At 69.8% G+C, this 25,898-nt stretch carries 22 protein-coding genes and 2 riboswitches; of the genes, 3 read left to right on the top strand and 19 right to left on the bottom strand.

The genetic code is table 11. The features are described 5' to 3' along the window. Nucleotides 1-15: 15 nt before the first annotated feature. From metF to ahcY, 3 genes are all read right to left on the bottom strand, one after another. Nucleotides 16-846 (bottom strand): methylenetetrahydrofolate reductase [NAD(P)H], encoded by an 831-nt coding sequence (gene metF, locus KZ686_RS04785; protein WP_149317227.1) that lies wholly within the window; start codon nucleotides 844-846, stop codon nucleotides 16-18. A 49-nt stretch (nucleotides 847-895) separates the two neighbouring features. Then, nucleotides 896-1,249 carry a phage holin family protein gene (locus KZ686_RS04780; RefSeq protein ID WP_150082763.1) on the bottom strand — a complete coding sequence of 118 codons (354 nt, stop codon included), beginning with the start codon at nucleotides 1,247-1,249 and terminating at the stop codon, nucleotides 896-898. A 162-nt stretch (nucleotides 1,250-1,411) separates the two neighbouring features. Next, nucleotides 1,412-2,830, bottom strand: coding sequence for an adenosylhomocysteinase (gene ahcY / locus KZ686_RS04775; RefSeq protein WP_149317229.1), 1,419 nt, complete (start codon nucleotides 2,828-2,830; stop codon nucleotides 1,412-1,414). A 121-nt stretch (nucleotides 2,831-2,951) separates the two neighbouring features. Further along, nucleotides 2,952-3,046: riboswitch (S-adenosyl-L-homocysteine riboswitch) on the bottom strand. Nucleotides 3,047-3,165: 119 nt separating this feature from the next. Between ahcY and thiD the strand changes: the two genes are divergently transcribed. Continuing rightward, on the top strand, nucleotides 3,166-4,005 hold the full coding sequence (gene thiD / locus KZ686_RS04770; protein ID WP_265633118.1) for a bifunctional hydroxymethylpyrimidine kinase/phosphomethylpyrimidine kinase: 840 nt from the start codon (nucleotides 3,166-3,168) through the stop codon (nucleotides 4,003-4,005). Between the two features lie 114 nt (nucleotides 4,006-4,119). Here the strand turns inward: thiD and KZ686_RS04765 are convergent, their stop codons facing one another. The 6 genes from KZ686_RS04765 to KZ686_RS04740 all read right to left on the bottom strand — a co-directional run bounded on the left by KZ686_RS04765 (nucleotide 4,120) and on the right by KZ686_RS04740 (nucleotide 11,229). Further along, the gene (locus KZ686_RS04765) at nucleotides 4,120-4,560 is read right to left on the bottom strand and encodes a PaaI family thioesterase (protein ID WP_370639562.1); all 441 of its coding nucleotides are present in this window, start codon (nucleotides 4,558-4,560) and stop codon (nucleotides 4,120-4,122) included. 28 nt (nucleotides 4,561-4,588) lie between these two features. Next, on the bottom strand, nucleotides 4,589-4,801 hold the full coding sequence (locus KZ686_RS04760) for an acetyl-CoA carboxylase biotin carboxyl carrier protein subunit (protein ID WP_006580124.1): 213 nt from the start codon (nucleotides 4,799-4,801) through the stop codon (nucleotides 4,589-4,591). 15 nt (nucleotides 4,802-4,816) lie between these two features. After that, nucleotides 4,817-6,247 carry an acetyl-CoA carboxylase biotin carboxylase subunit gene (locus KZ686_RS04755; RefSeq protein WP_265633117.1) on the bottom strand — a complete coding sequence of 477 codons (1,431 nt, stop codon included), beginning with the start codon at nucleotides 6,245-6,247 and terminating at the stop codon, nucleotides 4,817-4,819. Beyond that, nucleotides 6,244-8,550, bottom strand: coding sequence for an acetate--CoA ligase family protein (locus KZ686_RS04750; protein ID WP_265633116.1), 2,307 nt, complete (start codon nucleotides 8,548-8,550; stop codon nucleotides 6,244-6,246). The genes KZ686_RS04755 and KZ686_RS04750 overlap by 4 nt, the downstream gene beginning before the upstream one ends. A gap of 4 nt (nucleotides 8,551-8,554) precedes the next feature. After that, nucleotides 8,555-9,559: a tripartite tricarboxylate transporter substrate binding protein gene (locus KZ686_RS04745; RefSeq protein ID WP_265633115.1), complete on the bottom strand. Its 1,005-nt coding sequence runs from the start codon at nucleotides 9,557-9,559 to the stop codon at nucleotides 8,555-8,557. Nucleotides 9,560-9,681: 122 nt separating this feature from the next. Beyond that, nucleotides 9,682-11,229: an acyl-CoA carboxylase subunit beta gene (locus tag KZ686_RS04740; protein ID WP_265633114.1), complete on the bottom strand. Its 1,548-nt coding sequence runs from the start codon at nucleotides 11,227-11,229 to the stop codon at nucleotides 9,682-9,684. Between the two features lie 288 nt (nucleotides 11,230-11,517). On the opposite strand from KZ686_RS04740, the gene KZ686_RS04735 reads away from it, so the two are divergent. Continuing rightward, nucleotides 11,518-13,296: a sigma-54 interaction domain-containing protein gene (locus KZ686_RS04735; protein ID WP_407648533.1), complete on the top strand. Its 1,779-nt coding sequence runs from the start codon at nucleotides 11,518-11,520 to the stop codon at nucleotides 13,294-13,296. A 39-nt stretch (nucleotides 13,297-13,335) separates the two neighbouring features. Here KZ686_RS04735 and KZ686_RS04730 read toward each other — a convergent pair whose 3' ends face one another. From KZ686_RS04730 to thiC, 7 genes are all read right to left on the bottom strand, one after another. Continuing rightward, the gene (locus tag KZ686_RS04730) at nucleotides 13,336-13,665 is read right to left on the bottom strand and encodes a nucleotidyl transferase AbiEii/AbiGii toxin family protein (RefSeq protein WP_265633113.1); all 330 of its coding nucleotides are present in this window, start codon (nucleotides 13,663-13,665) and stop codon (nucleotides 13,336-13,338) included. Further along, a complete protein-coding gene (locus KZ686_RS04725) occupies nucleotides 13,658-14,416 on the bottom strand; it encodes a type IV toxin-antitoxin system AbiEi family antitoxin domain-containing protein (RefSeq protein WP_149317236.1) in 759 nt (252 codons plus the stop codon). Before KZ686_RS04725 ends, KZ686_RS04730 begins: the two co-directional genes overlap by 8 nt. Nucleotides 14,417-14,582: 166 nt before the next feature. Continuing rightward, nucleotides 14,583-15,752: a thiamine phosphate synthase gene (locus tag KZ686_RS04720; protein WP_265633112.1), complete on the bottom strand. Its 1,170-nt coding sequence runs from the start codon at nucleotides 15,750-15,752 to the stop codon at nucleotides 14,583-14,585. Further along, entirely contained in the window at nucleotides 15,749-16,576 is an 828-nt protein-coding gene (locus KZ686_RS04715) for a thiazole synthase (RefSeq protein ID WP_149317238.1), read from the bottom strand. The genes KZ686_RS04720 and KZ686_RS04715 overlap by 4 nt, the downstream gene beginning before the upstream one ends. Nucleotides 16,577-16,580: 4 nt before the next feature. Continuing rightward, nucleotides 16,581-16,778: a sulfur carrier protein ThiS gene (thiS, locus tag KZ686_RS04710; protein ID WP_006579970.1), complete on the bottom strand. Its 198-nt coding sequence runs from the start codon at nucleotides 16,776-16,778 to the stop codon at nucleotides 16,581-16,583. A gap of 178 nt (nucleotides 16,779-16,956) precedes the next feature. Beyond that, nucleotides 16,957-18,159 carry an FAD-dependent oxidoreductase gene (locus KZ686_RS04705; protein WP_149317239.1) on the bottom strand — a complete coding sequence of 401 codons (1,203 nt, stop codon included), beginning with the start codon at nucleotides 18,157-18,159 and terminating at the stop codon, nucleotides 16,957-16,959. 157 nt (nucleotides 18,160-18,316) lie between these two features. Beyond that, nucleotides 18,317-20,215: a phosphomethylpyrimidine synthase ThiC gene (thiC, locus tag KZ686_RS04700; RefSeq protein WP_149317240.1), complete on the bottom strand. Its 1,899-nt coding sequence runs from the start codon at nucleotides 20,213-20,215 to the stop codon at nucleotides 18,317-18,319. Nucleotides 20,216-20,319: 104 nt separating this feature from the next. After that, nucleotides 20,320-20,421: riboswitch (TPP riboswitch) on the bottom strand. Between the two features lie 345 nt (nucleotides 20,422-20,766). Here thiC and KZ686_RS04695 point away from each other — a divergent pair. Continuing rightward, complete coding sequence (locus tag KZ686_RS04695; protein WP_265633111.1) at nucleotides 20,767-22,434, top strand: acyl-CoA dehydrogenase family protein; 1,668 nt, start codon at nucleotides 20,767-20,769, stop codon at nucleotides 22,432-22,434. Between the two features lie 21 nt (nucleotides 22,435-22,455). On the opposite strand, the gene KZ686_RS04690 is transcribed toward KZ686_RS04695, so the two are convergent. From KZ686_RS04690 to KZ686_RS04680, 3 genes are all read right to left on the bottom strand, one after another. Further along, nucleotides 22,456-22,899: a hypothetical protein gene (locus tag KZ686_RS04690; protein ID WP_265633110.1), complete on the bottom strand. Its 444-nt coding sequence runs from the start codon at nucleotides 22,897-22,899 to the stop codon at nucleotides 22,456-22,458. Between the two features lie 154 nt (nucleotides 22,900-23,053). Continuing rightward, nucleotides 23,054-24,613, bottom strand: coding sequence for a GMC family oxidoreductase (locus KZ686_RS04685; RefSeq protein ID WP_265633109.1), 1,560 nt, complete (start codon nucleotides 24,611-24,613; stop codon nucleotides 23,054-23,056). A 282-nt stretch (nucleotides 24,614-24,895) separates the two neighbouring features. Then, complete coding sequence (locus tag KZ686_RS04680) at nucleotides 24,896-25,849, bottom strand: Kdo hydroxylase family protein (RefSeq protein WP_265633108.1); 954 nt, start codon at nucleotides 25,847-25,849, stop codon at nucleotides 24,896-24,898. Nucleotides 25,850-25,898 lie beyond the last annotated feature (49 nt).

Genomic DNA, 25,898 nt, shown 5'->3' with positions numbered 1-25,898 from the left:
TCGCGGCGCCGCGCCTTACAGCTTCAGCCGCTGCCAGATCGCCTTGGTGGCGCCGGCCGCGTTCAGCGTGTAGAAATGCAGCCCCGGCACGCCGCCAGCCAGCAGCCGCTCGCACAGCGCGGTGACCACGTCCAGTCCGAAGGCGCGGATCGCCTCGCGATCGTCGCCAAAGCTCTCCAGCCGCTTGGCGACCCAGCGCGGCACCTCGGCGCCGCACATCTCGGAGAAGCGCATCAGCTGCGAGTAGTTGGTGATCGGCATGATGCCGGGCACGATCGGCACGTCCACGCCCATCGCGCGCACGTCGTCGACGAAGCGGAAGTACGCGTCGGCGTTGAAGAAGTACTGGGTGATCGCCGAATCGGCGCCGGCCTTGACCTTGCGCACGAAGTTCTCGAGATCGTGCCGCGGCGAGCGCGCCTGCGGGTGGTACTCCGGATAGGCGGCCACCTCGATCTGGAACCAGTCGCCGGTCTCGGCGCGGATGAACTCGACCAGCTCGTTGGCGTAGCGGAATTCGCCGATCTCGCCCATGCCGGACGGCATGTCGCCGCGCAGCGCGACGATATGGCGGATGCCGTTGTCGCGGTAGGTGCGCAGGATCTCGCGGATGCCCTCGCGCGTGGAGCCGACACAGGACAGGTGCGGCGCGGCGTCGATGCCGTCGCGCTGGATCTCCAGCACGGCGTCGAGCGTGCCCTGCTGCGTGGTGCCGCCGGCGCCGAAGGTCACCGAGATGTATTTGGGCCCCAGCGGGGCCAGCTGTGCGCGGGTATTGCGCAGCTTTTCCCGGCCCTCGGGCGTCTTGGGCGGGAAAAACTCGAAGCTGTAGTAGCGGTCTTGCATGATGGTGGCGCCGCCGCCGAGGCGGCGCTGGGAAGGGGAGTGCCCGGCGTCAGGCCACTTCGCGATCGCGCAGCAGCAGGCCGGCCAGCAGGGTCGAGATCACGCTGTACAGCAGCGAACCGAGCAGCGCGGTCCAGAAGCCCGACACGGTGAAGCCCGACAGCAGATTGCCGACGAACAGGAACAGCAGCGCGTTGATCACGAAGATGAACAGGCCCAGCGTCAGCAGCGTGACCGGCAGCGTCAGCAGCACCAGGATCGGCCGGATCAGCGTATTGATGATGGCCAGCACCGCCGCCGCGATCATCGCCGAGCCGAAGCCCCGCACTTCGATGCCGTCGACCACCGCGCTGATCGCGAACAGCGTCAGGGCGTTGATGATCCATACCGCCAGCAATCTCATGGCAACTCCTTGTCGGTTGGTTTGCTCCCGCTCCCGCTGGCGGGAGAGGGGCCGGGGGAGATGGCCCGGGCGGCGGTCGTCATGTTCGCTGTCTTGCCGATGCCTGGCGCCGCTGCCCGCTCCCCAACCCTCTCCCGCGTGCGGGAGAGGGAGAAAACCACGTCAATAACGGTAGTGATCCGCCTTGTACGGGCCTTCCTTCGGCACGCCGATATACGCGGCCTGCTGGTCGGTCAGCTCGGTCAGCTGCGCGTTCAGCTTCTTCAACTGCAGGCGCGCGACCTTCTCGTCCAGGTGCTTGGGCAGCGTGTAGACGCCGACCGGGTACTTGCCGCTATCGCGCTCCTGCCACAGCTCGATCTGCGCCAGCGTCTGGTTGGCGAACGAGCTGCTCATCACGTACGACGGGTGGCCGGTCGCGCAGCCCAGATTCACCAGTCGGCCCTTGGCCAGGATGATCAGCTTCTTGCCGTCGGGGAAGATGACGTGGTCGACCTGCGGCTTGATCTCGTCCCACTGGTACTTCTCCAGCGAGGCGATGTCGATCTCGTTGTCGAAGTGGCCGATATTGCAGACGATCGCCTGGTCCTTCATCTTGACCATGTGGTCGTGGGTGATCACATGGTAGTTGCCGGTGCAGGTCACGAAGATGTCGGCCTTGTCGGCGGCGTATTCCATCGTCACCACGCGGTAGCCTTCCATCGCGGCCTGCAGCGCGCAGATCGGGTCGACCTCGGTGACCCACACCTGCGCCGACAGCGCGCGCAGCGCCTGGGCGCTGCCCTTGCCGACGTCGCCGTAGCCGCACACCACCGCGACCTTGCCCGCGATCATCACGTCGGTGGCGCGCTTGATGCCGTCCACCAGCGATTCGCGGCAGCCGTACAGGTTGTCGAACTTGCTCTTGGTGACCGAGTCGTTGACGTTGATCGCCGGGAAGCGCAGCTCGCCCTTCTGGGCCATCTGGTACAGGCGGTGCACGCCGGTGGTGGTTTCCTCGGTGACGCCGCGGATCGCTTCCAGGTTGCGGCTGTACCAGCCCGGATCCTGCGCCAGCTTTTCCTTGATCGCGGCGAACAGGTAGGTCTCTTCCTCGCTGCCCGGCTTGGCGATCACCGACGGATCGCGCTCGGCGCGTGCGCCCAGGTGCAGCAGCAGCGTGGCATCGCCGCCATCGTCCAGGATCATGTTCGGCGTGCCGCCGTCGGCCCAGTCGAAGATGCGGTGGGTGAAGTCCCAGTATTCCTTCAGCGATTCGCCCTTGAAGGCGAACACCGGCGTGCCCGAGGCGGCGATCGCGGCGGCGGCGTGGTCCTGCGTCGAATAAATGTTGCACGAGGCCCAGCGCACGTCGGCGCCGAGCGCCTTCAGCGTCTCGATCAGCACCGCGGTCTGGATCGTCATGTGCAGGGAGCCGGCGATGCGGGCGCCCTTGAGCGGCTGGCTGGCGGCGAATTCCTCGCGGATGGCCATCAGGCCGGGCATTTCGGTTTCGGCGATGGCGATTTCCTTGCGGCCCCAGCCGGCCAGGCCGATGTCGGCCACCAGGAAATCGTTCTTCAGATCGGTCACAGCGTTCATGTTTCACTCCGTCGAAGAGTGGGACGCCGGTGACGAAAGAGGGGACGGGTCCGGGACGGCTGCGGGCCCAGGGACTGGGTGCAGCGTGCGGATAGGTCGACTCGCCACCGTGCGAACCACGGTTCAGCGAGCGCCGTTGAAGACATTCCGAGCCTGGCGGATGGCAGAATGCGGGGTTGGACCCGCGCGCCGTCCGTTGCAACGCTCCTCGGAGTGGCGGTATTGTACCTGCCCTGCGCGGCGACGGTGTGCCGCTCTCCGAATTCTTTTCGGCCGGTCCGGACCCGCTCGGCAACCCGCCGCCGGCCCTCCCGGACCTCGCCTTTCGACTCGCTATGACCGCCTTTCCCCCGCGTACCCTGACCATCGCCGGCTCCGACTCCGGCGGCGGCGCCGGCATCCAGGCCGACCTGAAGACCTTCGCCGCGCTCGGCTGCTACGGCATGAGCGCGATCACCGCGATCACGGCGCAGAACACGCTCGGCGTGACCGGCGTGCATGCGATTCCGGCGGAGATGGTGGCGGCGCAGATCGACGCGGTGGCCACCGATATCGGTATCGACGCCGCCAAGACCGGCATGCTGGGCACGGCGGCGATCGTCGAGGCGGTCGCCGCGGCGGTCGATCGCCACGGCCTGCGCAAGCTGGTGGTCGATCCGGTGATGGTCGCCACCTCGGGCGCCACGCTGTCGGACGACGCCACCGCGCAGGCGATGGTGCGGCTGCTGTTCCCGCGCGCGCTGCTGGTCACGCCCAACCTGCCCGAGGCCTCCTATCTGCTGGGCCGGCCGGTCACGCGCCGCGCCGACATGGAGCGCGCCGCGCGGGAGCTGATCGAACTGGGGTGCCAGGCGGTGCTGCTCAAGGGCGGGCATCTGGCGGAAAACGGCGAGCAAGGGGGCGAGCAAGGCAGCCTGGACGACCTGCTGATGAGCGCCGACGGCAGCGTGCGCGTGTTCAGCCATCCGCGCATCGCTACCCGCAACCTGCACGGCACCGGCTGCACGCTGGCCGCCGCGATCGCCTCGCAGCTGGCGCGCGGCGACGCGCTGGAGCAGGCGGTCGGCACCGCGCTGGATTTCGTCGCCGAAGCCATCGCGGCTGGCGCGGACCTGCGGCTAGGGGCCGGCAACGGCCCGCTGAACCACGGCTTCGCGCCGCGGGTATTGGGGTGATGAGAGTATTGCCGGGCGCTGCATTGCGCTCTCCCCTGGCCCTTTCCCCTTGCCCTCCCCCGCTTGCGGAAGAGGGCAAGGGCGCCTCGACAGCCGACGCGGCTGATCGCCCCGTCAGTTCCCCCCGGCCGCCAGCGGCACCAGCTTGAACGCTGCCCGCGCCACGCACACCACGTTGCCGGCCGCGTCCTTGACCTCGCCGTCGCAGAACGCGATCCGCGCGCCGCGCCGCATGCAGCGCGCCTCGAAGGTCAACTCGCCGCGCGCGGCGGCCAGGAAGTGGGTCGACATGTCGATCGTGATCACGCCGGTCTCCAGCGGCGCGTGCGAGCGCGCCGCGCCGCTGAGCGTGAAGTCCAGCACCGCCATCAGCGTGCCGCCATGCACGTCGCCACGGCTGTTGACCAGGGCCGGATGCGCCGGCAGCCGCGTCCGGCACAGCCCGTCCTCGATATGGACGGGCTGCAGGCCCAGATGCCGCATCAGCGGGACGTCGATGCCGAAATAGGGCTTTTCGGCCGTGCCCGGCGAAACGGGAACGATTTGCGGGACGATTTGCGCGCTGCTTTCCAAAACCACTTCCTTACTCGAGTTCGATCACGACCTGGCCCTCGGCGACCGCATCGCCGGGTTGCACCAGGATGGCCTTGACGACGCCGGCCTGCTCGGACTCGAGCGGGATTTCCATCTTCATCGACTCGATGGTCATCACGGCATCGCCGGCCGCAATGGTAGCGCCAACTTGCACGTCGACGGCGCAGACATGGCCGGCGACGGCCGCTTCGATTTGCTTCATGGGGAACTCCGGGGATCAGGTTGTCAGGGTGGAGGCGGGCGCCGACGCCGCGCCGGGTGCCCTTGTTTCTGCCATGGCTTCGCCGGCCAGCACGCGCTGCGCGAGGCCGGTATCGATGCGTCCGGCGATGAAATCGTCGTCGGCGAGCACCCGCTGGATAAAGGGAATATTGGTCTTGACGCCCTCGATGGCGAAGGCGTCCAGCGCCGCGCGCAACCGCGAAATGGCCTGCGCGCGATCGGCGCCGGTGGCGATCACCTTGGCCAGCATCGGGTCGTAGTAGGAGGTGACACGGCCGCCCTGGGCATAGCCGGTCTCGACGCGCACGCCCTCGCCCACCGGCGGCCGATACACCGTCAGCGGCCCGGGCGACGGCAGGAAGCGCACCGGGTCCTCGGCATAGACCCGCGCCTCGATCGCATGGCCGCGCAGCCGGAGCGGCGCCGGCAGCACCGCCTCGATCGGCTCGCCGCGCGCCAGCCGCAACTGCGCCGCGACGATGTCGATGCCGGTGACCTGCTCGGTGACCGCATGCTCGACCTGCAGGCGCGTATTGAGCTCGAGAAAGACGAAGCCGGTCGCCGGCGTGTACAGCATCTCGACGGTGCCGATCACGTCGTAGCCGAGCGCCGCCAGCAGCGTGGCCAGGCGCCTTGCCATCGCGTCGATCTCGTCGGCCGGCACGTTGGGCGCGCGCGCCTCCTCGATGACCTTCTGGTGGCGCCGCTGCACCGAGCAGTCGCGCTCGCCGAGCACGCGCACGCCGCCATAGCGGTCGGCCAGCACCTGGAACTCGATATGGCGCGGGCGCTCGATCAACTTCTCCAGATACAGCTCGGCCTGGCCGAAGCTGCGCTGCGCGACCGAGCGCGCGCGCTGCCATGCCGCGGCCAGTTCGCTCTCGTCGCGCGCCGGCAGCATGCCGATGCCACCGCCGCCGCCGGCCGGCTTGATCAGCACCGGATAGCCGATGCGCGCGGCGGCCCTGGCGACCACGTCCGGATCGTCGGACAGCACGGCGCTGCTCGGCGTCATCGGCATGCCGTGGGTCGCCATCAGCGCGCGCGCCTCGGTCTTGTGGCCGAGCCGGCGGATCCAGCGCGACGACGGACCGATGAAACACAGGCCCGCCGCCTCGACGCGCTCGGCGAAGCCGGCGTTCTCCGACAGGAAGCCGTAGCCCGGATGCACGCCGTCGGCGCCATGCTCGCGCGCGATCCGCAGCAGCGCGTCCTGGTTCAGATAGCTCTGCAGCGGCGGCGCCTCGCCCAGCCGCACGCGCACCGTGGCCTGCTGCAGGTAGGGCGCTTCGGCATCGGCGTCCGAATAGACCGCGATCGACTCGATGCCCTGCGCGTTCAGCGCGCGCAGGATGCGCGCGGCTACCGCGCCGCGGTTCGCGACCAGCACGCGGCGCAGCGGACGGATCTGCAATTTGGGCGTCATCGCGGCACCTCGCCATCGGCAACACGCCGCACGACCACGGCGTCGACGATCACCGGGGCGGCGTCGCCGCGCGGCACGATCACCGGATTGGCATCGACCGAATCGGCTTCAAGTCCGGCTTCATGTCCGGCTTCAAGTCCGGCTTCAAGTCCGGCCTCACGTCCGGCCCCGCTGCCGGCGAACCAGTCGCCCAGCGTCACCAGCATCGCCGCGAGCCGCTCGACATCGACGGCCGGCATGCCGCGCACCGCGCCGAACGCGCGGGCGATATGCAGGCGGGCGATGGCGTCGCGCGCCTGCGCGGCGGAGAACGGCGCGGGCAGGAACTGCACGTCGTCCAGCGCCTCGACCAGCACGCCGCCCTGACCGATCATCACGACCGGCCCGTAGACTGGATCGCGATGCGCGCCGACCGCGAGTTCGAACGCCCCCTTGTGCTGACGCGCGATCAGCACGCCGCCATGCTCGACGCCCCGCTCGGCGGCCAGCTTGGCCAAACTGGCATCGAGCTCGTCGAAGGCGGCCAGCGCGCGCTCCTCGCTGTCGAGGCCCAGGCGCACCAGCCCGTATTCGGACTTATGCGTGATCGACGCCGACACGCCCTTGGCGACCACCGGCAAACCCAGCTCCGCGACGGCGCGCCGCACCTGCTCGCGGTCGCGGCACAGGCGATGGGCGACCGCCGGCAACCCGGCCGCGGCCAGTTGTGAAAGGCTTTGTACTTCGTCGAGCGTGGTGGTGGCGAACGTAGCGGCACCGCTCGACGAAGCCGGCACTGCCGGTGATGCTGCCGATACCGCTGGCGCCGCTGATGCCGGTGATGCCGCTGATGCCGGTGATGCCGCTGATGCCACTGATGCCGGTACCGCCCCCGGCGCCGCCAGCACCGCGGCACGCGCCTGCACATGGCGCGACAGCAGCCCCAACGCGCGCATGGCCGCGCGCTCGCTGTCAAACACCGGCACGCCATGCCGGCGGAAGGCCTGCGCGACCCACTCCTGATTGGCGCTGACCACCACCGGCACGCCGCTGGCCGCGGCAAAGCGCCCGGTCTGCGCGGAGAAGTCGTCGAAGTCGTAGCCCTCGCCGCCGATCGGAAAGCCGACGTGGATCATGTCGGCGGCGCCGCGCTCGGCCAACGCGTCGAGCGTGCGGCCGAAGATCTGCGGCTGGCCCAGCAGCGCGGTGGTCATGTCGATCGGATTGCGCGCGCTGACGTAGCTGGGCAGCACGGCGCGCAGTGCCTCGGTGCCGGCCGCGTCGAACTCGACCAGGCGCAGCCCTTCGTCCTCGGCGGCATCGGCCGCCAGCACGCAGGTCGCCCCCGAATTGCTGATCGCCACCACGCCATCGCCGCGCGGGCGCTGGCCGCCGACGAAGACCTGGCAATACTCGGCCAGCTCGCGGAAGTCGGCCACGCGGACGATGCCATGCCGGCGCAGGAAGGCATCGGCCAGCGCGTCCTCGCCGGCCAGTGCGCCGGTGTGCGAGCTGGCCGTCAACTGGCCGGCGCGCGTGCGGCCCGCCTTGACCGCGAGGATCGGCACGTCGCGCTCGTGCGCCAGCCGCGCGGCCTGCGCCAGCACCTGCGGATCGCGCAGCGACTCGATATACAGCAGCACCACGCGCACCTGCTCGTCATGCAGCACCGCGCGCACGACCTCGGCGGCGCTGACGTCGGCCTCGTTGCCGGTGGCGACCATATAGCGCACGCCGATGCCCCTGCGGCGCATCCCGCCATAGACGATCGCCGAGCCCGCGCCGCTCTGGCTGACGATGGCGACCGGACCGTCCTGGCCCGCCTCCTCGTTGATCATCGTCGAAAAATGCGCGATCGCGCCGCTGGCGAAGTTGGCGAGGCCCTGCGTGTTCGGACCGAACAGCCGCAGGCCGCCGGCACGCGCGCGCTCGACCAGCCGCCGCTGCTGCGCCGCGCCGGCCTCGCCCAGTTCGGCGAAGCCCGAGGAATAGATCACCGCGCCGCGCGCGCCGATCGCGAGGCATCGCTCGATCGCCTGCTCGACCTCGGCGCCCGGCACGCTGATCACGACCAGATCGGGCGCGGCCGGCAAGGCGTCGAGCGACGGATAGGCGGGCAGGCCCTGGATCGTTGCGCGATTCGGATTGACCGGATAGATCGCGCCGGCAAAGCCGTGCCGGCGCATATAGTCGATCGGCCGGCCGCCGGCCTTGACCGTGTTGTCGGAGGCGCCGAGCACGGCGACAGAGCGCGGCGACAGCAGCGACAGCAGCGCGCTGCCGTCGTCGGCCGGCGCCGCCGGATTGGCATGAAGATCAGTCATCGCGTCATTCCACCTTGACCTTGGCTTCGCTGGCCACGCGCTTCCACTTGGCGAGTTCTGCCTGCACGAAGCCGCCGAACTGCTCGGCCGACATCGTGCCCGGCGTGGTGGCCGACTGCGCGAGGCTCGCCTTCGAGTCCGGCGCGTTCATGCTCTTGACCGCCTCGCGGTTGAGCCGGTCGACGATCGGCTTGGGCAGGTTCGCGGGGCCATAGAAGCCGATCCAGGTGGTGGCCTCGTAGCCGGCCACGCCCTGCTCGGCGATGGTCGGCACATTCGGCAGCGCATCGCTGCGCTTGGCGGAGGTCATGCCGATCGCCTTGACCTTGCCGTCCTTGACGTACGGCGCCATCGTCATCGCATCGTGGAACAGCGCCGGGATCTGGCCGCCCAGCAGGTCCGCCATCGCGGGCGTGGCGCCCTTGTAGGGGATATGGACCATCGGCGCCTTGGTCATCAGCTTCAGCAGCTCGCCCGACATGTGGGTCGCGCCGCCGATGCTCGACGAGCCGAACGACAGCCCCTCCTTCTGCTTCTTCGCATAGGCGAGGAATTCGGGCAGCGTCGAAACCGGGATGTTGTTGTTGACGACCAGCACGTTGGGCGTGGTGGCCAGCAGCGCGATCGGCGTGAAGTCCTTCGCCGCGTCATACGGCAGCGAGCCGCGCACCGCGGGGTTGATCACGTGGTGCGTCGCGGAGACCAGCAGCGTGTAGCCGTCGGGCTTGGCGCGCGCGACCATCTCGGTGCCGATCTGCCCGCTGGCGCCGGCGCGGTTCTCGACCACGACCGGCTGCTTCAGGTCGACGGCCATGTCCTTGGCGATGCGGCGCGCCAGCAGGTCGGTCATGCCGCCGGCCGGAAACGGCACGATGATGGTGACCGGCTTGCTCGGCCAGTTTTCCTGCGCGGCGGCGGTGCCGGGCGCGATGGCCGCGACGGCGGAAAGGGCGCCAAGGGCGGCCAGCGCCAGCGTGGCGCGCCGCAGGGGGCGGTGGTTTCGAATCATGGTGGTCTCCTTGATGTTGGTTGTCGTTGTTGTCGTTGTGGTTGTCGTCGGCTCTGTCGTCGGCGCTGTCGTCGGCGTTGCGGTTGCCGCCGTCCTTGCCGCTCCCGCGCGGCAGCCGTGCCTCATGGCCGGATGCCGAACTTGCGCACGCCCGCTTCGCGCAGCGGCGCGGCCAGGTTGGCGAACTCGCACAGCAGCGCCCGCGTATCGCGCGGATCGATGATGTCCTCGATGACGAAGGCCTCCGCGCTGCGGAACGGCGAGGTCAGGCTGCGCACCCGCTGCTCGATCTCGGCGCGCTTCTGCACCGGATCGTCGGCGCCCTCGATCTCGGCCTTGTAGGCGACCTCGAGCCCGCCCTCGATCGGCAGCGAACCCCAGTTGCCCGACGGCCAGGCATAGCGGAAGTTGAAGCGGCCCATATGCTGGTGCGCGGCAGCCGCGACGCCGTAGGCGCGCCGCAGGATCACCGAGCACCAGGGCACCGTGGCCTGGTAGACGGCCGACAGCGCGCGCACGCCGTAGCGCATGGTTCCCGCCTTCTCGGCCTCCAGGCCGATCTGGAAGCCGGCGATGTCGACCAGGTTGATCACCGGCAGATGGAAGGCCTCGGCCATGTCGACGAAGCGCGTGAATTTCTCCGCGGTCGCGCTGTCCCAGCCGCCGCCGTAGTAGTACGGATCGCTGGCCACCACCGCGACCGGCCAGCCGTCGACGCGCGCCAGGCCGGTGACGATGGCCCGGCCCCAATGCCGGCCGATCTCGAAGAAGGAGCCCGAGTCGACCAGCGTCTGCACGATCGGGCGGATCTTGTAGACCGCGCGGCCGTCGCGCGGGATCGCCGACAGCAGCCAGTCGTCGCGGCGCGCCGGATCGTCGGTCGGCTCGGCGCGCGGCGGCAGCTCGAACACCGAGGTCGGCAGATACGACAGGAACTGGCGGGCGCGCGCAAAGGCTTCCTCTTCGCTGGCGACCTCGTCGTCGACCACGCCGTTGCGCGTGTGGATATGGCTGCCGCCCAGCTCGTTCTTGGTCAGATGCTGGCCGATGCGCGCCACCACCGGCGGGCCGGCGTTGAACAGCTGCGAGGTCTCCTTGACCATCAGCGAGTAGTGGCTGGCCGCGACGCGCGCCGCGCCCATGCCGGCCACCGATCCCAGCGCCAGCGACACCACCGGTACCAGCGACATGTTCTCGACCACGTGCTGCCACACCTTCATGGTCGGGATCAGCGTATGGCCCTTGGTCTCGATATTGCGCACCGAGCCGCCGCCGCCAGTGCCGTCGACCAGCCGCACCATCGGCAGCCGCAGGTCGCGCGCCATCTTCTCGGCGTGAACGAGCTTGTCGCCGACCGCGCCGTCGTTGGCGCCGCCGCGCACGGTGAAGTCGTCGCCGACCAGCACCACGGGGCGGCCGTCGACGCGCGCCCGCCCCATCACCAGATTGGCCGGCGTGAAGCCGACCAGCCGTCCATTGCTGTCGTACTGGCCGCTGCCGGTCAGGCTGCCGACCTCATGGAAGGAGCCCGGGTCGGCCAGCGCATCGATGCGCTCGCGCACCGTCAGCTTGCCGGCGTCCTTGTGCCGCTGGACCTTTTCCGGCCCGCCCAGTTGGGCCGCCAGCTGGCGGCGGTAGGCCAGTTCATCGATTTCGGGTTGCCACGACACGCGTTGTCTCCTGTTGCTGGTTTGCTGTTGGGGAGACCCAGCGCAGCAACCGTGCCAGCTCGCGTGCCTGCTGCAAGCCGTTGATTGGCTTGAGGAAAACCTTGCGCGCGAAGTCCGCGGCTGTTAGGGTGTCCGCCATAACGACACATCAGGACACGGCAGTGTCCGCATCGGAGACAGGCTTTGTCGTCATCGAAGACACATGCGGAGACATCGGCGATCGCTGAAAACGCCTCGAACGCCCCGAACGCCCCGAACGCGCCTGACGCCCCGGACGCCCTCGGCGCGCTGGTCATCGACCGCGACGGGCAGGTGCTGGCGGCAACCGGGATCGCCAGCGACGACGCGCTCGCCCGCGCCGCGGCAGCGGCGTTGGCAGAGCTGGCCGCCGCCGAGATCACGGCGGCCGATAGTCCGGCCCCCGGCGCACCCGCCCGCGAGGACGGCGGCATTCGCCCCCACCTGTTCGAGGTGACGACGCCCGGCGCCGAAGCCACGCGTCATATCGCACTGGCGCTGGACGACGGCACCACGACGCTGGTGCTGCTGCACCGGCCCGGCGCCGCCACAGCGCTGTTCGATTTCCTCGGCGCCGTGCCGTTTGCCGGCGCCATCCTCGAACACTTCATCACCAACCCGTACCAGGCGATTACCGTGGCGGACCGCGACGGCCGCATGCGCTATATCAGCCCGGTGCACGAGCGCTTTCTGGGGCTGCGCACCGGCGAGGGCATCGGCCAGCCGGCCGAGCGCGTGATTCCGAACTCGCGGCTGCCGCAGGTCGCGGCCAGCGGCAAGGCGGAGATCGGCCAGCTGCAGCGCATGAACGGCGTCACGCGCGTGGTCAACCGGATTCCGATCGTGCAGCACGGCGAAGTGGTCGGCGCGATCGGCCAGGTCCTGTTCAAGGAGCCCGAGGCGATCGCGCGGATGCACAAGGAAGTCAGCGAATTGCGCTCGCAGGTCGCGCACTACCGGCGGGCGCTGGACGACCTGCGCGGCGGCCCCGGCCGGCTGATCGGCGACAGCGCGCCGATGCAGCGGCTGCGGCGCGAGATCGAGACGGTTGCGCGGCTCGACGTGCCGGTGCTGATCCTCGGCGAGAGCGGCACCGGCAAGGAGCTCGTCGCACGCGCGATCCACGAGGCGAGCCAGCGCGATGGCGGCGAAACACGGGACGGCAAGCCGCTGGTCAGCCTGAACCTGGCCGCGTTGCCGGCCACGCTGATCGAATCCGAACTGTTCGGCCATGCCCCCGGCGCGTTTACCGGCAGCCGCCGCCAGGGCCAGGCCGGCAAGCTCGAGCAGGCGGCCGGCGGCACGCTGTTTCTCGACGAGGTGGCGGACATTCCGATGGAGATGCAGGTCAAGCTGCTGCGCGTGCTGGAGGACCACCTGGTCGAGCGCATCGGCAGCCGCCAGGCGCGCCGCATCGACTTCCGGCTGGTGGCGGCGACCAACCGTGATATCCAGGCGCTGATCGACGCCGGGCGCTTTCGCCTGGACCTGTACTACCGCCTCAGCGGCGTGGTACTGCGCATCCCGGCGCTGCGCCAGCGCCGCGAGGACATCCCCGCGCTGCTGCAGCACTTCGTGCAAGCGTTCTGCGCGCGCAACAACGTGCCGGTGCCCACCATCGACGGCGCGGTCCCCCGCCACCTGGCCGAACGGCCGTGGCCGGGCAACATCCGCCAGTTACGTCAGAAGATCGAAGAAGCGCTGGTGTTCTGCGACGGCGGCCGCCTGCGCGTGGCCGACTTCGCCCGCGGCGACGAGAGCGCGGCGGCGTCAGCGGCCTTGGCCACCGATGCAGCGCCGCACCCGCTGGCGAGAAGCTATGCCGAACACGAGTGGGAAGACGACCCGCGCGGCGAGACCCCGGCGCCCGTTTCGAGTCCCCCTGCCTCCCGCCCCTCCGCCCTGCGGGAACTGGCCTACGAAGCCGCACTCAAGGCCATCGCCGAACATGGCGGCAACAAGAAGCCCGCCGCGCAGGCGCTGGGGATTTCGCGCTCGCACCTGTACACGCTGCTGGCGCGGGGGGCGGGGGGCGGAAGCGACCGTTAGCGCGCCAGGCCCGAGGTCATCGGCCGGTCCTGCGCCGATTCACCGTCCGTGCGCCGCGAGTCCCGCCTCCAGCAATTCCAGCTGCCTCGCAAACTCGGCGGGGCGCCGCTCGCGGAACGTTGTGCGCAGGCGGAGCGCCGCGGCGCGTTGCGCGATGGCGGTGAGCTCGAGTTGGATGGCGCGTATTGCGTCCTCTCTCGGCACGTCGCGCGGAAGGTAAACCACGTCGATGTCCACGGAGAGGCGAGGCATGTCGCGAACGAACAGGTTGATTGCGGTGCCACCTTTCATGGCGAACAGATCGCCGGAAAAAACGATGGGCGCAACGGCAAGCAGGAGGCGGACGGTATCGGCGTAGGCGTTATCCATGGGGCTTCAGGCTGAGCAACGTGCCGTCGTCGAGACGGCCGATCCATCGCTTGTTGCTGCCTGAGCGCACCGGGTACTGTGCCAGCAGGGCATCGACATCGACCAGTTCGGTCTCTCGAGCCCACGTCAGAAAAAGCCGAACGGCCTTGACGCTGGTACAGCACGATAGCAATTGTCCGAGCAGGTCCTTGCGAGGGGAACGTAAAACGTCGAAGACGTTACGCGCCTCCTCCAGACTTTGCTTAACACCGGCTTCGTAAAGCATCTCAAGTGCCGCACGTTCCGGGGCGGCGACGCGCACGCCCTCCGACATGCCGGGCGGCGTTACCACTGTTCGCTCCGCCAGCCCCGCATCTGGCCAGTCGAACAAACGGGCATGCACATAGCGCGCCGGATGCCGTTCCGTGAACCAGCCCGGAAGCGCAAAACGAGTGTCGCCCCAAAGCACCAGAGTTTCGCGGCTGCCGAGGTTGTGTCGCATCCCCTGCCAGGCGAGCGCCGTCCTGCCACCGGCATGAAAGCCGGGCACCTGCTTCTGCAGGAAGCGAAGGGCGCCTTCGATGCCGAAGTCGTCGTTGGGAAAGGCGTAGACGCCTTGGGCGAGACGAACCAGCCAGCCGCCGTCGGCATATCGCGCGGCAAGCTGCGGCGACACGCCGAATTGGCGCAGCGTCGCGAGGTCGAATGGCGCCCCGCGGTGCAGGCCGGTCTGCAGGCGTTTGATTATCTGGTAGCGGGAAACTTCAACCATGGTTGAAGAATAGCACCAGATCCAATCAAGGAAGGTGCAAGAGGATTGGATTCCGCTCCATCCGTCGTCTCTTGATTTATTTTTACTGCAGGACCTAATCAACCGGCGTAGGCGACAGCGCTTTCCCGGCGATGGAATCGCCGGGAATACAACGCCGGTCCTGCCCTTAGTCCGCCTCCCCAAACGCCGCCATCAGCCGCGCCACCGCCGCCGGCACGTCGGCGGCCTCGGTGATCGCGCGCACCACGGCCGCGCTGCCGACGCCGGCTTCCAGTACTTGCGGCAAATTGCTCGCGTCGACGCCGCCGATGCCGACCAGCGCCGGTACCTGCTCACGCATCAGGCGGGCATAGGCATAGAAGCGTCCCAGCCCTTGCGGCTGGGTCGGCATCACCTTGGTGGTGGTCGGAAAGATGGCGCCGAGCGCCAGGTAGCTGGGGCGCAGCGGCGCGACGCGCAGCATCTCGGCGTAGCCGTGCGTCGAAACGCCGAGCCGCAGGCCGGAGGCGCGCAGCGCGTCGAGGTCGGCTTCGTCCAGGTCTTCCTGGCCGAGGTGGATGCCGTAGATGCCGCTGCCCGCGCTGTCGTTGCCGTGCGCGGCGTGGTAGTCCAGCGCGGCGCGCCAATGGTCGTTGATGAAGAGCCGGCTGCGGCTGCCGCGCGCGGCCAGCGCCGAGCGGGCGATCTGCTCGCGCACCGCGGCGGCGTCGTCGGACTTGAAGCGCAGCTGCACGGTCGGGACGCCGAGCGGCACCAGCCGTTCGATCCAGTCGGCGGTCGGCACCACGGCGTAGAGGCCCAGGCGCGCCGGGCATGGCACGAACGGTTCGGCCGACTGCTCCGGCGCGACCAGCGCGGCGTGCCGCACGCGCGGGAAGCGGGAAAATTCGGCGGGCCAGTCGAGCGTGCCGGGCTGCCAGGCGCGCGCCAGGCACAGCGCATCGTGCGCGGGGAAATGCAGCGCCAGCGTGGCCAGCAGCGTCGCGACGAAAGCGGGCGATTGCGCGGCATCGCCGTTGGCATCGGCCTGCGTGGCAAACACCCAGGTCCCCATCGGCGAGCGCACCGTGTCGATCCACTGGCCGCCCTCGCGCTCGGTCTGGATCAGCATCGCGCCGCGCGCGGCGACCCGGTCGATCGTCGCGGCATCGACCTCGCCGTCGGCCAACAGCAGGTCGGCCTGGCCCAGCGGCTCGGCGGCATCGGCCGTCAGCGCGTCCTGCAGCCGCCAGGCGCGCCAGCCGCGGTCGGCCACGCCGAAGGTCTCGCCATGGCGCGCGACCAGCGCGGATTGCAGCGCCGTATCGACCGGCATCGGCGTCGGTTGGCGTGTCATGCGTGCTCCTGTGCGTGCCAGAACGGCATGCCGACCACCGGCGTGCTGGCCTGCGCGATCTCGCGCTCGGGCATCGGTCCGGCCAGATAGGCCAGGCGCCCCGCCTCGACCGCCCGTGCGAAGGCACGCGCCATCTCGATCGGATACGCGGCCTGGGCCACCGCGGTGTTGAGCAGCACGCCGTCGTAGCCCCATTCGAGCACCTGCGCCGCATGCGAGGGCAGGCCCAGGCCCGCGTCGACGATCAGCGGCGTGTCCGGCAGGCGATCGCGCAGCACCCGCATCGCGTGCGGATTGACAGCGCCCTTGCCGGTGCCGATCGGCGCGGCCCACGGCATCAGCGCCTGGCAGCCGGCGTCGAGCAGGCGGCGGCACAGCACCAGATCCTCGGTGCAATACGGCAGCACCTTGAAGCCTTCCTTGATCAGCGTCTCGGCCACGGCCGGCAGGTTCAGCGTATCGGGCTGCAGCGTGTAGTCGTCGCCGACCAACTCCAGCTTGATCCAGTCGGTCTCGAACACCTCGCGCGCCATCATCGCGGTGGTGATCGCCTCCTGCGCCGCCATGCAGCCGGCGGTATTGGGCAGCACCGGCACCTGCATCGACTTGAGCATCTGCCAGAAGGCCTGGCCGCCCTCGCCGTCGCCGACCGCGCCCTGGCGGCGCAGCGCGACCGTCAGCATGGCCGGCCGTGCAGCCTCGACCGCCGATTGCAGCGTCGCCGGCGACGGATAGCGCGCCGTGCCGAGCAGCAGCCGCGAGGAAAACGATTCGCCGTAGAGCACGAAGGGATCGCGCACGGCATCCTGGGTCGGGAAGGTCATGGGATCAGCCTCCGGTAACGGGTTGCACGAGATCGATGCGGTCGCCGGCGGACAGCGGCGTATCCGCATGGGCGGCGCGCGGCACGAAGCGGCCGTTGAGCGCGGCGGCGAACGGTGGCGGGATCTGCGCCGCGGCCACCGCGTCGGCCAGCGTGGCCGGCGCGTTCAGCGCCAGCGGCTTGCCATTGAGCAGGATTTCCATTGTGTTCAGCGCGTGTGTCATCGGTTGGGACGAGCTTGGCCGGGCGATGCTCGCAGGCGAAAGCCGTGCGCGGTTGCGTCGGATTCGGCGGCGCGGGATGGCGTCGCGCGGCAGCGCGTCAACGCTGGCATCGATGCGGCCATCAACGCAGGCCTCGGTGTGGGCATCGTTGCGGCCATCAATGCAGCACCGCATTGCCATGCACGGGCGCGATCATGCCGGGCCAGCGGGCCGAGGCCGGCACCGCATGCGCGGCGGGATCGCCGTCGGCCAGTGCGCGCACGACCTCGCAGGCCGCCTCCACCACCGCCGGCGCGATCAGGAAGCCGTGCCGGTACAGGCCATTGAGGCGCACCACGCGCGCCTGCTCGTCGACCCGTACCGCCGGCAGATGATCGGGACGCGTGGGCCGGCGCTGCACGTTCAGCTCCAGCACGCGCGCCTCGCCGAAGGCCGGATGCAGCGAATACGCGGCCGACAGCAGCTCCAGCGCGGAGCGCACGCTCATCGGCGAGTCGTCCTCGCTTTCCAGTTCGGTGGCGCCGATCACGTACAGGTGGTTCGGCTTGGGCGCGATATAGATCGGATAGCGCGGATGCAGCAGCCGTACCGGCCGGTGCAGCGAGACCTCGGGCGCGAACACCCGTACCACCTCGCCGCGCAGGCCGCGCAGGCCCGGCATCCCGCCCCCGCCGCCTCCAATAGCGCCCTCGGCGGGCCACGCGGCACGCGCGCCCAGGCCGCGGCAATCGAGCACCACGCGCGCGTCGATGCCAAGCCGCGGCAGGTCGCGCTCGTCGATCTCGCCCGCTTCCCAGACGCAATGCACGCCGGCGGAGACCGCGCAGGCCAGCAGCGCGCGCAGCGTGCCGCGGTTGTCCAGCTGGCCCTCGCCCTCGAGCAGCAGCCCTTGCTGGAAGCGCCCGGCCAGCGCCGGTTCGAGCGACGCGATGCCGGCCGCGTCGAGCCGGCGCAGCCGTTCGGCCACCAGTTCCGGCGGCGACACGGCGCGAATGCGGCTGGTAAACAGCGGCATCTCGCCGCGGTCGTGGGCGTGCCAGACCACCAGCGTGCCGTCCTGCTGGAAGAAGACCGGGTCGACCGCGGTGGGCTCGTCCGCCTGTTCGGCGTTCAATTCGGCCACCCATGCGCGCCACAGGTCCACGCTGGCGATGCCCAGCTCGACGATGCGGCGCTCGCTGATGGCCGATTCGGCCAGCGGCGCCAGCATCGCGGCGGCGACATGGGCGGCCGCGCCCGCGCCGTCGGGACCGGCGCGTTCGACCAGGGCCACGCGCAGGCCACCGCGGACCAGGCGCCAGGCGGCCAGGCGTCCGGCCAGGCCGGCGCCGAGAATGGCGACGTCAAACTGCTGTTTCATGGGGTGTATTGTGCCAGCCCGGCCATGTTGAGCCGGGGAACGTCAGGGCGGAGCGGGAAACGGCCGTCGCCCCGCGCGCGCGGGGCCCAGCGTCCCTGCCCCTCGTGGAGAGCCAGCTCGCTGGTTCCCGCCTTCGCCGGAACGACGGCCCCGTCCCTTACGAGTAGATCTTGCCGCCCTGCCGGACGAACTCGATCGACTTCTCCTGCATGCCGCGCTCGGCCTCGTCGGCGCCCGCCTCCTTCAGCGACGCGGCGTAGTCGCGCACGTCCTGCGTGATCTTCATCGAGCAGAACTTCGGACCGCACATCGAGCAGAAGTGCGCGATCTTGGCGCCCTCGGCCGGCAGCGTCGCATCGTGGAACGAACGCGCGCGCTCCGGATCGAGACCCAGGTTGAACTGGTCTTCCCAGCGGAACTCGAAGCGCGCCTTCGACAGCGCGTTGTCGCGCAGCTGCGCGCCCGGCCAGCCCTTGGCCAGATCGGCGGCATGCGCGGCGATCTTGTAGGTGATGATGCCCTCGCGCACGTCTTCCTTGTCCGGCAGGCCCAGGTGCTCCTTCGGCGTGACGTAGCACAGCATCGCCGTGCCCATCCAGCCGATATTGGCCGCGCCGATGCCGCTGGTGATGTGGTCGTAGCCGGGGGCGATGTCGGTGACCAGCGGTCCGAGCGTGTAGAACGGGGCCTCGTAGCAGTGCTTGAGTTCCTCGTCCATGTTGGCCTGGATGCGTTGCAGCGGCACGTGGCCCGGGCCTTCGATCATCACCTGCACGTCGTGCTTCCACGCCTTGGCGGTCAGCTCGCCCAGCGTGCGCAGTTCGCCGAACTGCGCCTCGTCGTTCGAGTCGGCGATGCAGCCCGGACGCAGGCCGTCGCCGAGGCTGAACGACACGTCGTAGGCCTTCATGATTTCGCAGATCTCGTCGAAGTGCGTGTACAGGAAGTTTTCCTTGTGGTGGGCCAGGCACCATTTGGCCATGATCGAGCCGCCGCGCGAGACGATGCCCGTCACGCGGTCGGCGGTCAGCGGCACATAGCGCAGCAGCACGCCGGCGTGGATCGTGAAGTAGTCCACGCCCTGCTCGGCCTGCTCGATCAGCGTGTCGCGGAACATCTCCCAGGTCAGGTCCTCGGCGATGCCGCCGGTCTTGTCCAGCGCCTGGTAGATCGGCACCGTGCCGATCGGCACCGGCGAATTGCGCAGGATCCATTCGCGCGTCTCATGGATATGCTTGCCGGTGGACAGGTCCATGATGGTGTCGGCGCCCCAGCGGATCGACCAGACCATCTTCTCGACTTCCTCGGCCAGCGAAGAGGTCACCGCCGAATTGCCCAGGTTGCCGTTGATCTTCACGCGGAAATTGCGGCCGATGATCATCGGCTCGAGTTCCGTGTGGTTGATGTTGGCGGGGATGATCGCGCGGCCGGCGGCCACTTCCTGGCGCACGAATTCCGGCGTGATGTCCTCCGGCCGCAGCGGCAGGCCGGCGCCCAGCGCATTGCCGGGATGCTGGCGCAGCAGCGCCTTGTACTCGGGCTTGTCGTACAGCGCCTGCAGGTTCAGCGATTCGCGCAGAGCGATGTACTCCATCTCGGGCGTGACGATGCCGCGCCGGGCGTAGTGCATCTGCGTGACATTGGCGCCGGCCTTGGCGCGGCGCGGATTGGTCAGCTGCGCGAAACGCAGGTGCGCGGTGGCCGGATCGTTGGCCCGCGCGCGGCCGTACTCGGACGACAGGCCCGGCAGCACCTCGGTATCGCCGCGTTCCTCGATCCATTTGGCCCGCACCGGCGGCAGACCGGCCTTCAGGTCGATGCGCACGTCCGGGTCGCTGTACGGGCCCGAGGTGTCGTAGACCGGGATCGGCGGGTTCGGCATCTCGCCGTGCTCGGTGCGCGTGGCGGTCTGCAGGATGGTGCGCATCGGCACGCGGATGTCCGGACGGCTGCCGGTCAGATAGGTCTTGGTCGAAGCGGGATAGGCGAACTTCTGGTCGAGATCGCTTTCGAGCGATTCGAAGGATGCGGCGGGGGCGGCGTGATTGCGGGCCATGGATATCGTCCTCTCTCTTTGGGGGATGGACGAAACCAGGAGTCCTGTGAGCATGTCCCTCGGGGACCATGCTGGCGCGGCTGGAATGCGCGCCGGCGGGAACTGCGGTCTTCAGTGAAACTTCCCACGCCGGTACTAACCGGATCGGGTTCGAAGGGACTCTCTCAGCCGCGCGGCCAATCCGCACGGCACCCCTGTTTCATCCAACGGGGCCAATTTAAGCACAAGGGGACTGGCTGCGCCAGCCTTGTTTCATTCGGACTGTGGTGCGCTGCGGTATCGGATCGGCCCGTCGGCGTGACGCCCGGGCCGCCTGCGTCCGCCGCAGCCGGCGGCTCGCGCGTTGCTCTACCATGCAGACAGCGTGCTTGCGCACGCGCGCCGGGCCGGCGACGATTGGTCGCCGACGATTGGCCACCGACGATTGGCCACCGACGATTGGCTGCTGACGATTGGCCGCTGACGGATTCGGCGGCAACGATCGCAGGCCGCCGACGATTGCAACGACAACGGCATGGGCAGAGACAGGACCGTCCGCCACAGGAGACACCATGAGCACCAGCGACGCCGCCACCCACCGCGTCTTCAACCAGGTCCCCGACCTGGCGCACCACAATCCGTTCGCCATCGACACCGCGCTCGGCGCCGCGCTCGAACGCCTCGGCGGCGGCTGGCATGCCGGCGAACTACGCGAGTTCGGCGCGACGCTGGGCCAGCCCGAGGTCCAGGCGTGGGCCGACCAGGCCAATCGCCATCCGCCCGAACTGCGCACCCACAGCCGCACCGGCGAACGGATCGACCAGGTCCGCTTCGACCCGAGCTGGCATGCGCTGCTGTCGCTGCTGCGCAGCCGCCAGCTGCACGCGCTGCCGTTCGCGCAGCCACGTCCCGGCGCCTGGGCCGCGCGCACCGCCGGCTACTTCCTGCAGGCGCAGCTCGAATCGGGCTCGCTGTGCCCGGCGACGATGACCTTCGCCAGCATCCCTGTGCTGCAGAAGGAGGCCGCGCTGTTCAGCGAACTGGCGCCGCGGCTGTACGCCACCGCGCACGATCCCGAGGACCTGCCCTGGCGCGACAAGCGCGCGGTGATGATCGGCATGGGCATGACCGAGAAGCAGGGAGGCTCGGACGTGCGCGCCAACACCACGGTGGCGCGACCGGTGGGCGGCGAGGGTCGCGGCGCCGAGTACGCGCTGACCGGCCACAAGTGGTTCTTCTCCGCGCCGATGTGCGACGCGCATCTGGTGGTGGCCCGCATGGGCGCCGAGGACGGACCGCTGTCGTGCTTCTTCGTGCCGCGCTTTCGCGACGACGGCAGCCGCAACGCGATCCAGATCCAGCGGCTCAAGGACAAGCTCGGCAACCGCTCCAACGCCAGCAGCGAGGTCGAATTCCGCGGCGCCAGCGGCATCCTGATCGGCGAGGAAGGCCGCGGCATTCCGACCATCATCGAGATGGCCACCAATACCCGGCTCGATTGCGTGATCGGCAGCGCGGCGCTGCTGCGAACCGCGCTGGTGCAGTCGATCCACCATGCGCGCCATCGCAGCGCCTTCGGCAAGCGGCTTGCCGATCAGCCGCTGATGCGCAATGTGCTGGCCGATCTCGCGCTCGAGAGCGAGGCCGCGACGCTGCTGATGATGGAGCTCGCGCATGCGTTCGAGCATGCCGCTACCGACCCGCTGGCCGGCGCATGGAAACGCATCGTGACGCCCGCCGCCAAGTTCTGGATCTGCAAGCGCGCGATCGAGGCGACCGGCGAGGCAATGGAGGTCTGGGGCGGCAACGGCTACGTCGAGGAAGGGCCGATGGCGCGGCTCTACCGCGAGGCGCCGGTCAATTCGATCTGGGAAGGGTCGGGCAACATCATGTGCCTGGACGTGCTGCGCGCGATCCAGCGCAGTCCCGACGATGCGCTGCGCCTGCTGCAGGACCTGGGCCAGCGCGCCGGCGGGCATGCCGCGGTGCGTGCCGAACTCGCTTCGCTGCAGGCGATGCTGCGCGCCGCGCCGGAAGAGCAGGAGACCTGCGCGCGCCGTTTCGCCCAGGGCCTGGTGCTGACCGCGCAGGCGGCGCTGATGCTCGCGCATGCCGATGCCGACAGCGCCGAGCGCTTCGTCGCCAGCCGCCTGGAACGGCAGCATGGGCGCGTGTTCGGCACGCTCGACGGCAGCGCCGCGCAGCTGGGACGGCTGATCGAGCGGGCCTGGCCGGCTTGATTGCAGGCGTTGCGCTCAGGACTACTCGTTGGACTCGCTGTCGCGCAGCAGGCGCCGGCATTCATCCAGACAGGACAGGCAGCAGGTGCCGCACCACAGGCCCGTGGCCGCGATGATCATTGCCACGCCCGGGTTGAGCGATCGCGGGTCGCCGCGGACCAGCACAACGGCGCCCGCCAGGCCGATCGGCAGCGACATCGCCGTGGCCATGACCACGGTCGCCAGCGCGCGATGATGGCGCGTCAAGGCCCCGAGGGCGATCCAGACACGCCGCAATCCATCGGCGCCAGGATCGGGGGCGTGGTTGCCGTCGCTTTCGATCCAGTCGATGCGATGGGACGGCAGCAGGGCCGTGGTGGTGGTGGCGGCGGTGGCGGTGCTGGCGGGCGGCTGGCGATGGGGCGTGTCCACGTCGGGCCAGCCGGCATGCGAGACCGCGGCCCTGCTTGTCCTTGTGTATTGCACGGTGGCTCTCCCTTCCATGGTGGGCCCACAGGGTAAGGCTTCCGCCCGGCCGCGCGGGCCAAGCGGGCCGCTGCGCCTGTACCGGCGTACCGAAAAGGGAAAGGAATGCGGCAATTGCTGGAAAAACCGGCGGCCGCCTTACGCAGGGCGCCGCTCAGGCGCGCGCCAGCAAGGTCTCCAGCGCGCGCAGCCGTACCCGCGGACCATGGCGGATCAGGTCGTGCGCGCGCTCGCCGATCATGATCGCCGGCGCATCGGCATCGCCGCCGGCCAGCGTCGGCATGATCGACGCATCGGCCACGCGCAGCGCCTCGACCCCACGCACGCGCAATTGCGGATCGACCACCGACAGCGCATCGATGCCCATCCGGCAGGTGCCGGCCGGCCGCTCCGCGCCTTCCGCATGGGCGCGGACCAGCGCGTCGATGGCCGCGTCGTCATCGGGATCGGCGCGCACCCCGCCGCAATACAGCGCCTTGCCGCCGAACGCGGCCAGCGGCGGCTGCGCGAGGATGCGCCGCACCAGCGCCACGCCCGCGATCAGGTCGCGCACGTCCTGCGCATCGCCGAGCAGGCCGGCCTCGACCAGCGGCCGCCGCTGCGGGTCGCCGCCCGCCAGCCGCAACCGTCCGCGGCTGCGCGGACGCAGCAGCAGCACGCGGCAGCCGTAGCTCTGGCCATGCCCGTCCCCATCGCCGCGCGCATGGCCCGGCCCGACCACGAAGCGCAGTTGCAGATCCGGTTCGGACAGTTCGGGCTGGCTCCTGAGCAGCGCGCCCGCGCTGACGGGCTCCGCCTGCGCCAGCGTGTTGCGCCGCCCGCCGAGTCCGGCCCCATACCGCAGCCAGTGCCACGCCGCGGCGAGCGACCTGCCGATCGACGAATCGCCACCGAGAAAACGCGGCCCGAACGATTGCCGCAGCGACGGCGGCGTCGGCCCGCGCTTGTGCAGCAGCATGCCGACCGGTTGCTGCAGATTCAAACCCACGCCGGGCAGATGCTGCACGACGCCGATGCCGTGCTCGCGCAGATGATCGGCGGGCCCGATACCGGAGACCATCAGCAGTTGCGGCGAGCCGATCGCGCCGGCGGCGAGCACCACCTCGCGCCGCGCGCGCAACTGGACGATCCGGCCGTGGCGCAGCGCCTGCACGCCGACCGCGCGGCGGCCTTCGAAGAGAATGCGCTGCGCCTGCATGCCGTGCAGGACCTGCAGGTTGCCGCCGACGCCGCGATGCAGATAGGCACGCGCCGCGCTCCACGGCTCGCCGCGATGGCGCGCGCTCTGGAACCAGCCGACGCCCTCCTGCCGAGGGCCGTTGAAGTCGTCGTTGCGCGGGTGGCCGGCGTGGGCCGCGGACTCGACGAAGTAGCGGGCCAGCGGCGAAGGCGCGGAGGGATCGCCGACATGCAGCGGACCGTTGCCGCCATGCCAGGGGTCATCGTCGCGCCCCATCACGCGGGTATTGCATTCGGCGCGGCGAAAGCACGGCAGCACGTCGTCCCAGGACCAGCCGTCGCAGCCGGCCTCGGCCCAGCCGTCGTAGTCGGATGGCGCGCCGCGCAGATAGGGACCCCAGTCCGGCGCGTCATCGTCGGGCCAGGCGGCCTCGAGCAGGGCGATCGATTCGCTGCCGCTGTCGGCGAGCCTGCCGGCCAGCGCGCACGCCGCCGCGCCGCCCCCGATCACGATGTAATCGAAACTGGTGTCCATTTGTCCCCTCGCACGATGGCAAGTCGGCGCGCCGCTTGCTTCGCGCATCGGGCCGCCACGCAGGGCCGGCGGACGGGGCGCGAACGCGGTCTATGCTGCCCAGTGTAGGCGCTTTGTCGAGGGGCAGAAGGAGAACGCGGAGGGGCCGGTCGAGCCCGGCGAAAACGCGGGGGGAAACGCGGCGAACGCGCGGCGGAAATGGCGGGAATGCCTGGAAAAGGCGGGGGGAATGGCAGGAAAAAGTAGGCAGGACGCGCGCGCGCCCCGCCCTTGCGGCCGGTATTACGCCTTCAGCATCGGCTTGCCCAGCATCCGCGACAGCACCGCTTCCGGCGAGTGCGTGTGGTCGGAGATCGCGCGCGGATCGAGGTAGTAGGTCTGCTCCATCATCGCGCGGCCGCGCATCGCGGCGTGCAGCACCTGATCGCTGAAGACGATCCAGGTCGAACCCGGCGGGAAGTGGAATTCCTGCTGCGGTACCTTGGCCTGGTAGTCCAGGTCGGCCTTGGCCATGTCGTGCAGCTGCAGCATGCGGTGGTCGTATTCCGAGCGCTCGCGCTTGGTGATATGCAGCTGCTTCATCAGCCAGGCCTGTCCCGGCCACATGCCCTTGGTGCGCGGCACGAAGCGCCTGGCGAAATCGGCGAACGGCTCGCCGACGCGCCACACCCGCGGCGCCTGCGGATCGATGTTGTGGAAGACGCGCAGCAGGCGCTTGCCCAGCATCGGATTGGACGGGAACGAGTCCACGTGCAGCCGCGTATCGTCCTTGCGCCAGCTGACCGGGCGCCCGGCGATTTCGCTGGGCCGCAGCGAGGTGCCGGCGCGCTCCAGATGCGGGCCGTATTCGGGGAACAGCGCCAGCACCAGCCGCTCGCTGTATTCGGCATAGCGCCGGATCAGCGCGTACAGGTCGGCGAGATCCTGGGGGCTGCCCACGGCGCCGCGCACCGCGGTGTCGTTGGCGCGCAGGTTGATGTTCTTGGACTTGCCATCCGACCAGCGGCTGTCGAGGAAGCGCTCCTCGCCCGGTTCGAAGCGGAAATGCAGGTCGGGGAAGTACAGCACCGCGCCCTGCTCGAGCTCGCGGCGCAGGCCCGCGGCCGTTTCGGCGCGCAACTGCGGCGCCCAGTCGGTATAGGGCTGCGGGCGGATCAGGTCGAGCCCGCCGGCAGCGGCGGACGGCGCCGCGCCGGTCGAAGGCGCGACGGGAGGGACAGCGGTTTGAGCGGACATGGGATTCCTCGGCATGCTGGCGTGTGCCACGCCTGATGGCGCGATTCTA

The organism is Cupriavidus cauae (assembly GCF_026210475.1).
Classification (GTDB): domain Bacteria; phylum Pseudomonadota; class Gammaproteobacteria; order Burkholderiales; family Burkholderiaceae; genus Cupriavidus; species Cupriavidus cauae.
This window is presented reverse-complemented; position numbering and strand designations above follow the sequence as displayed.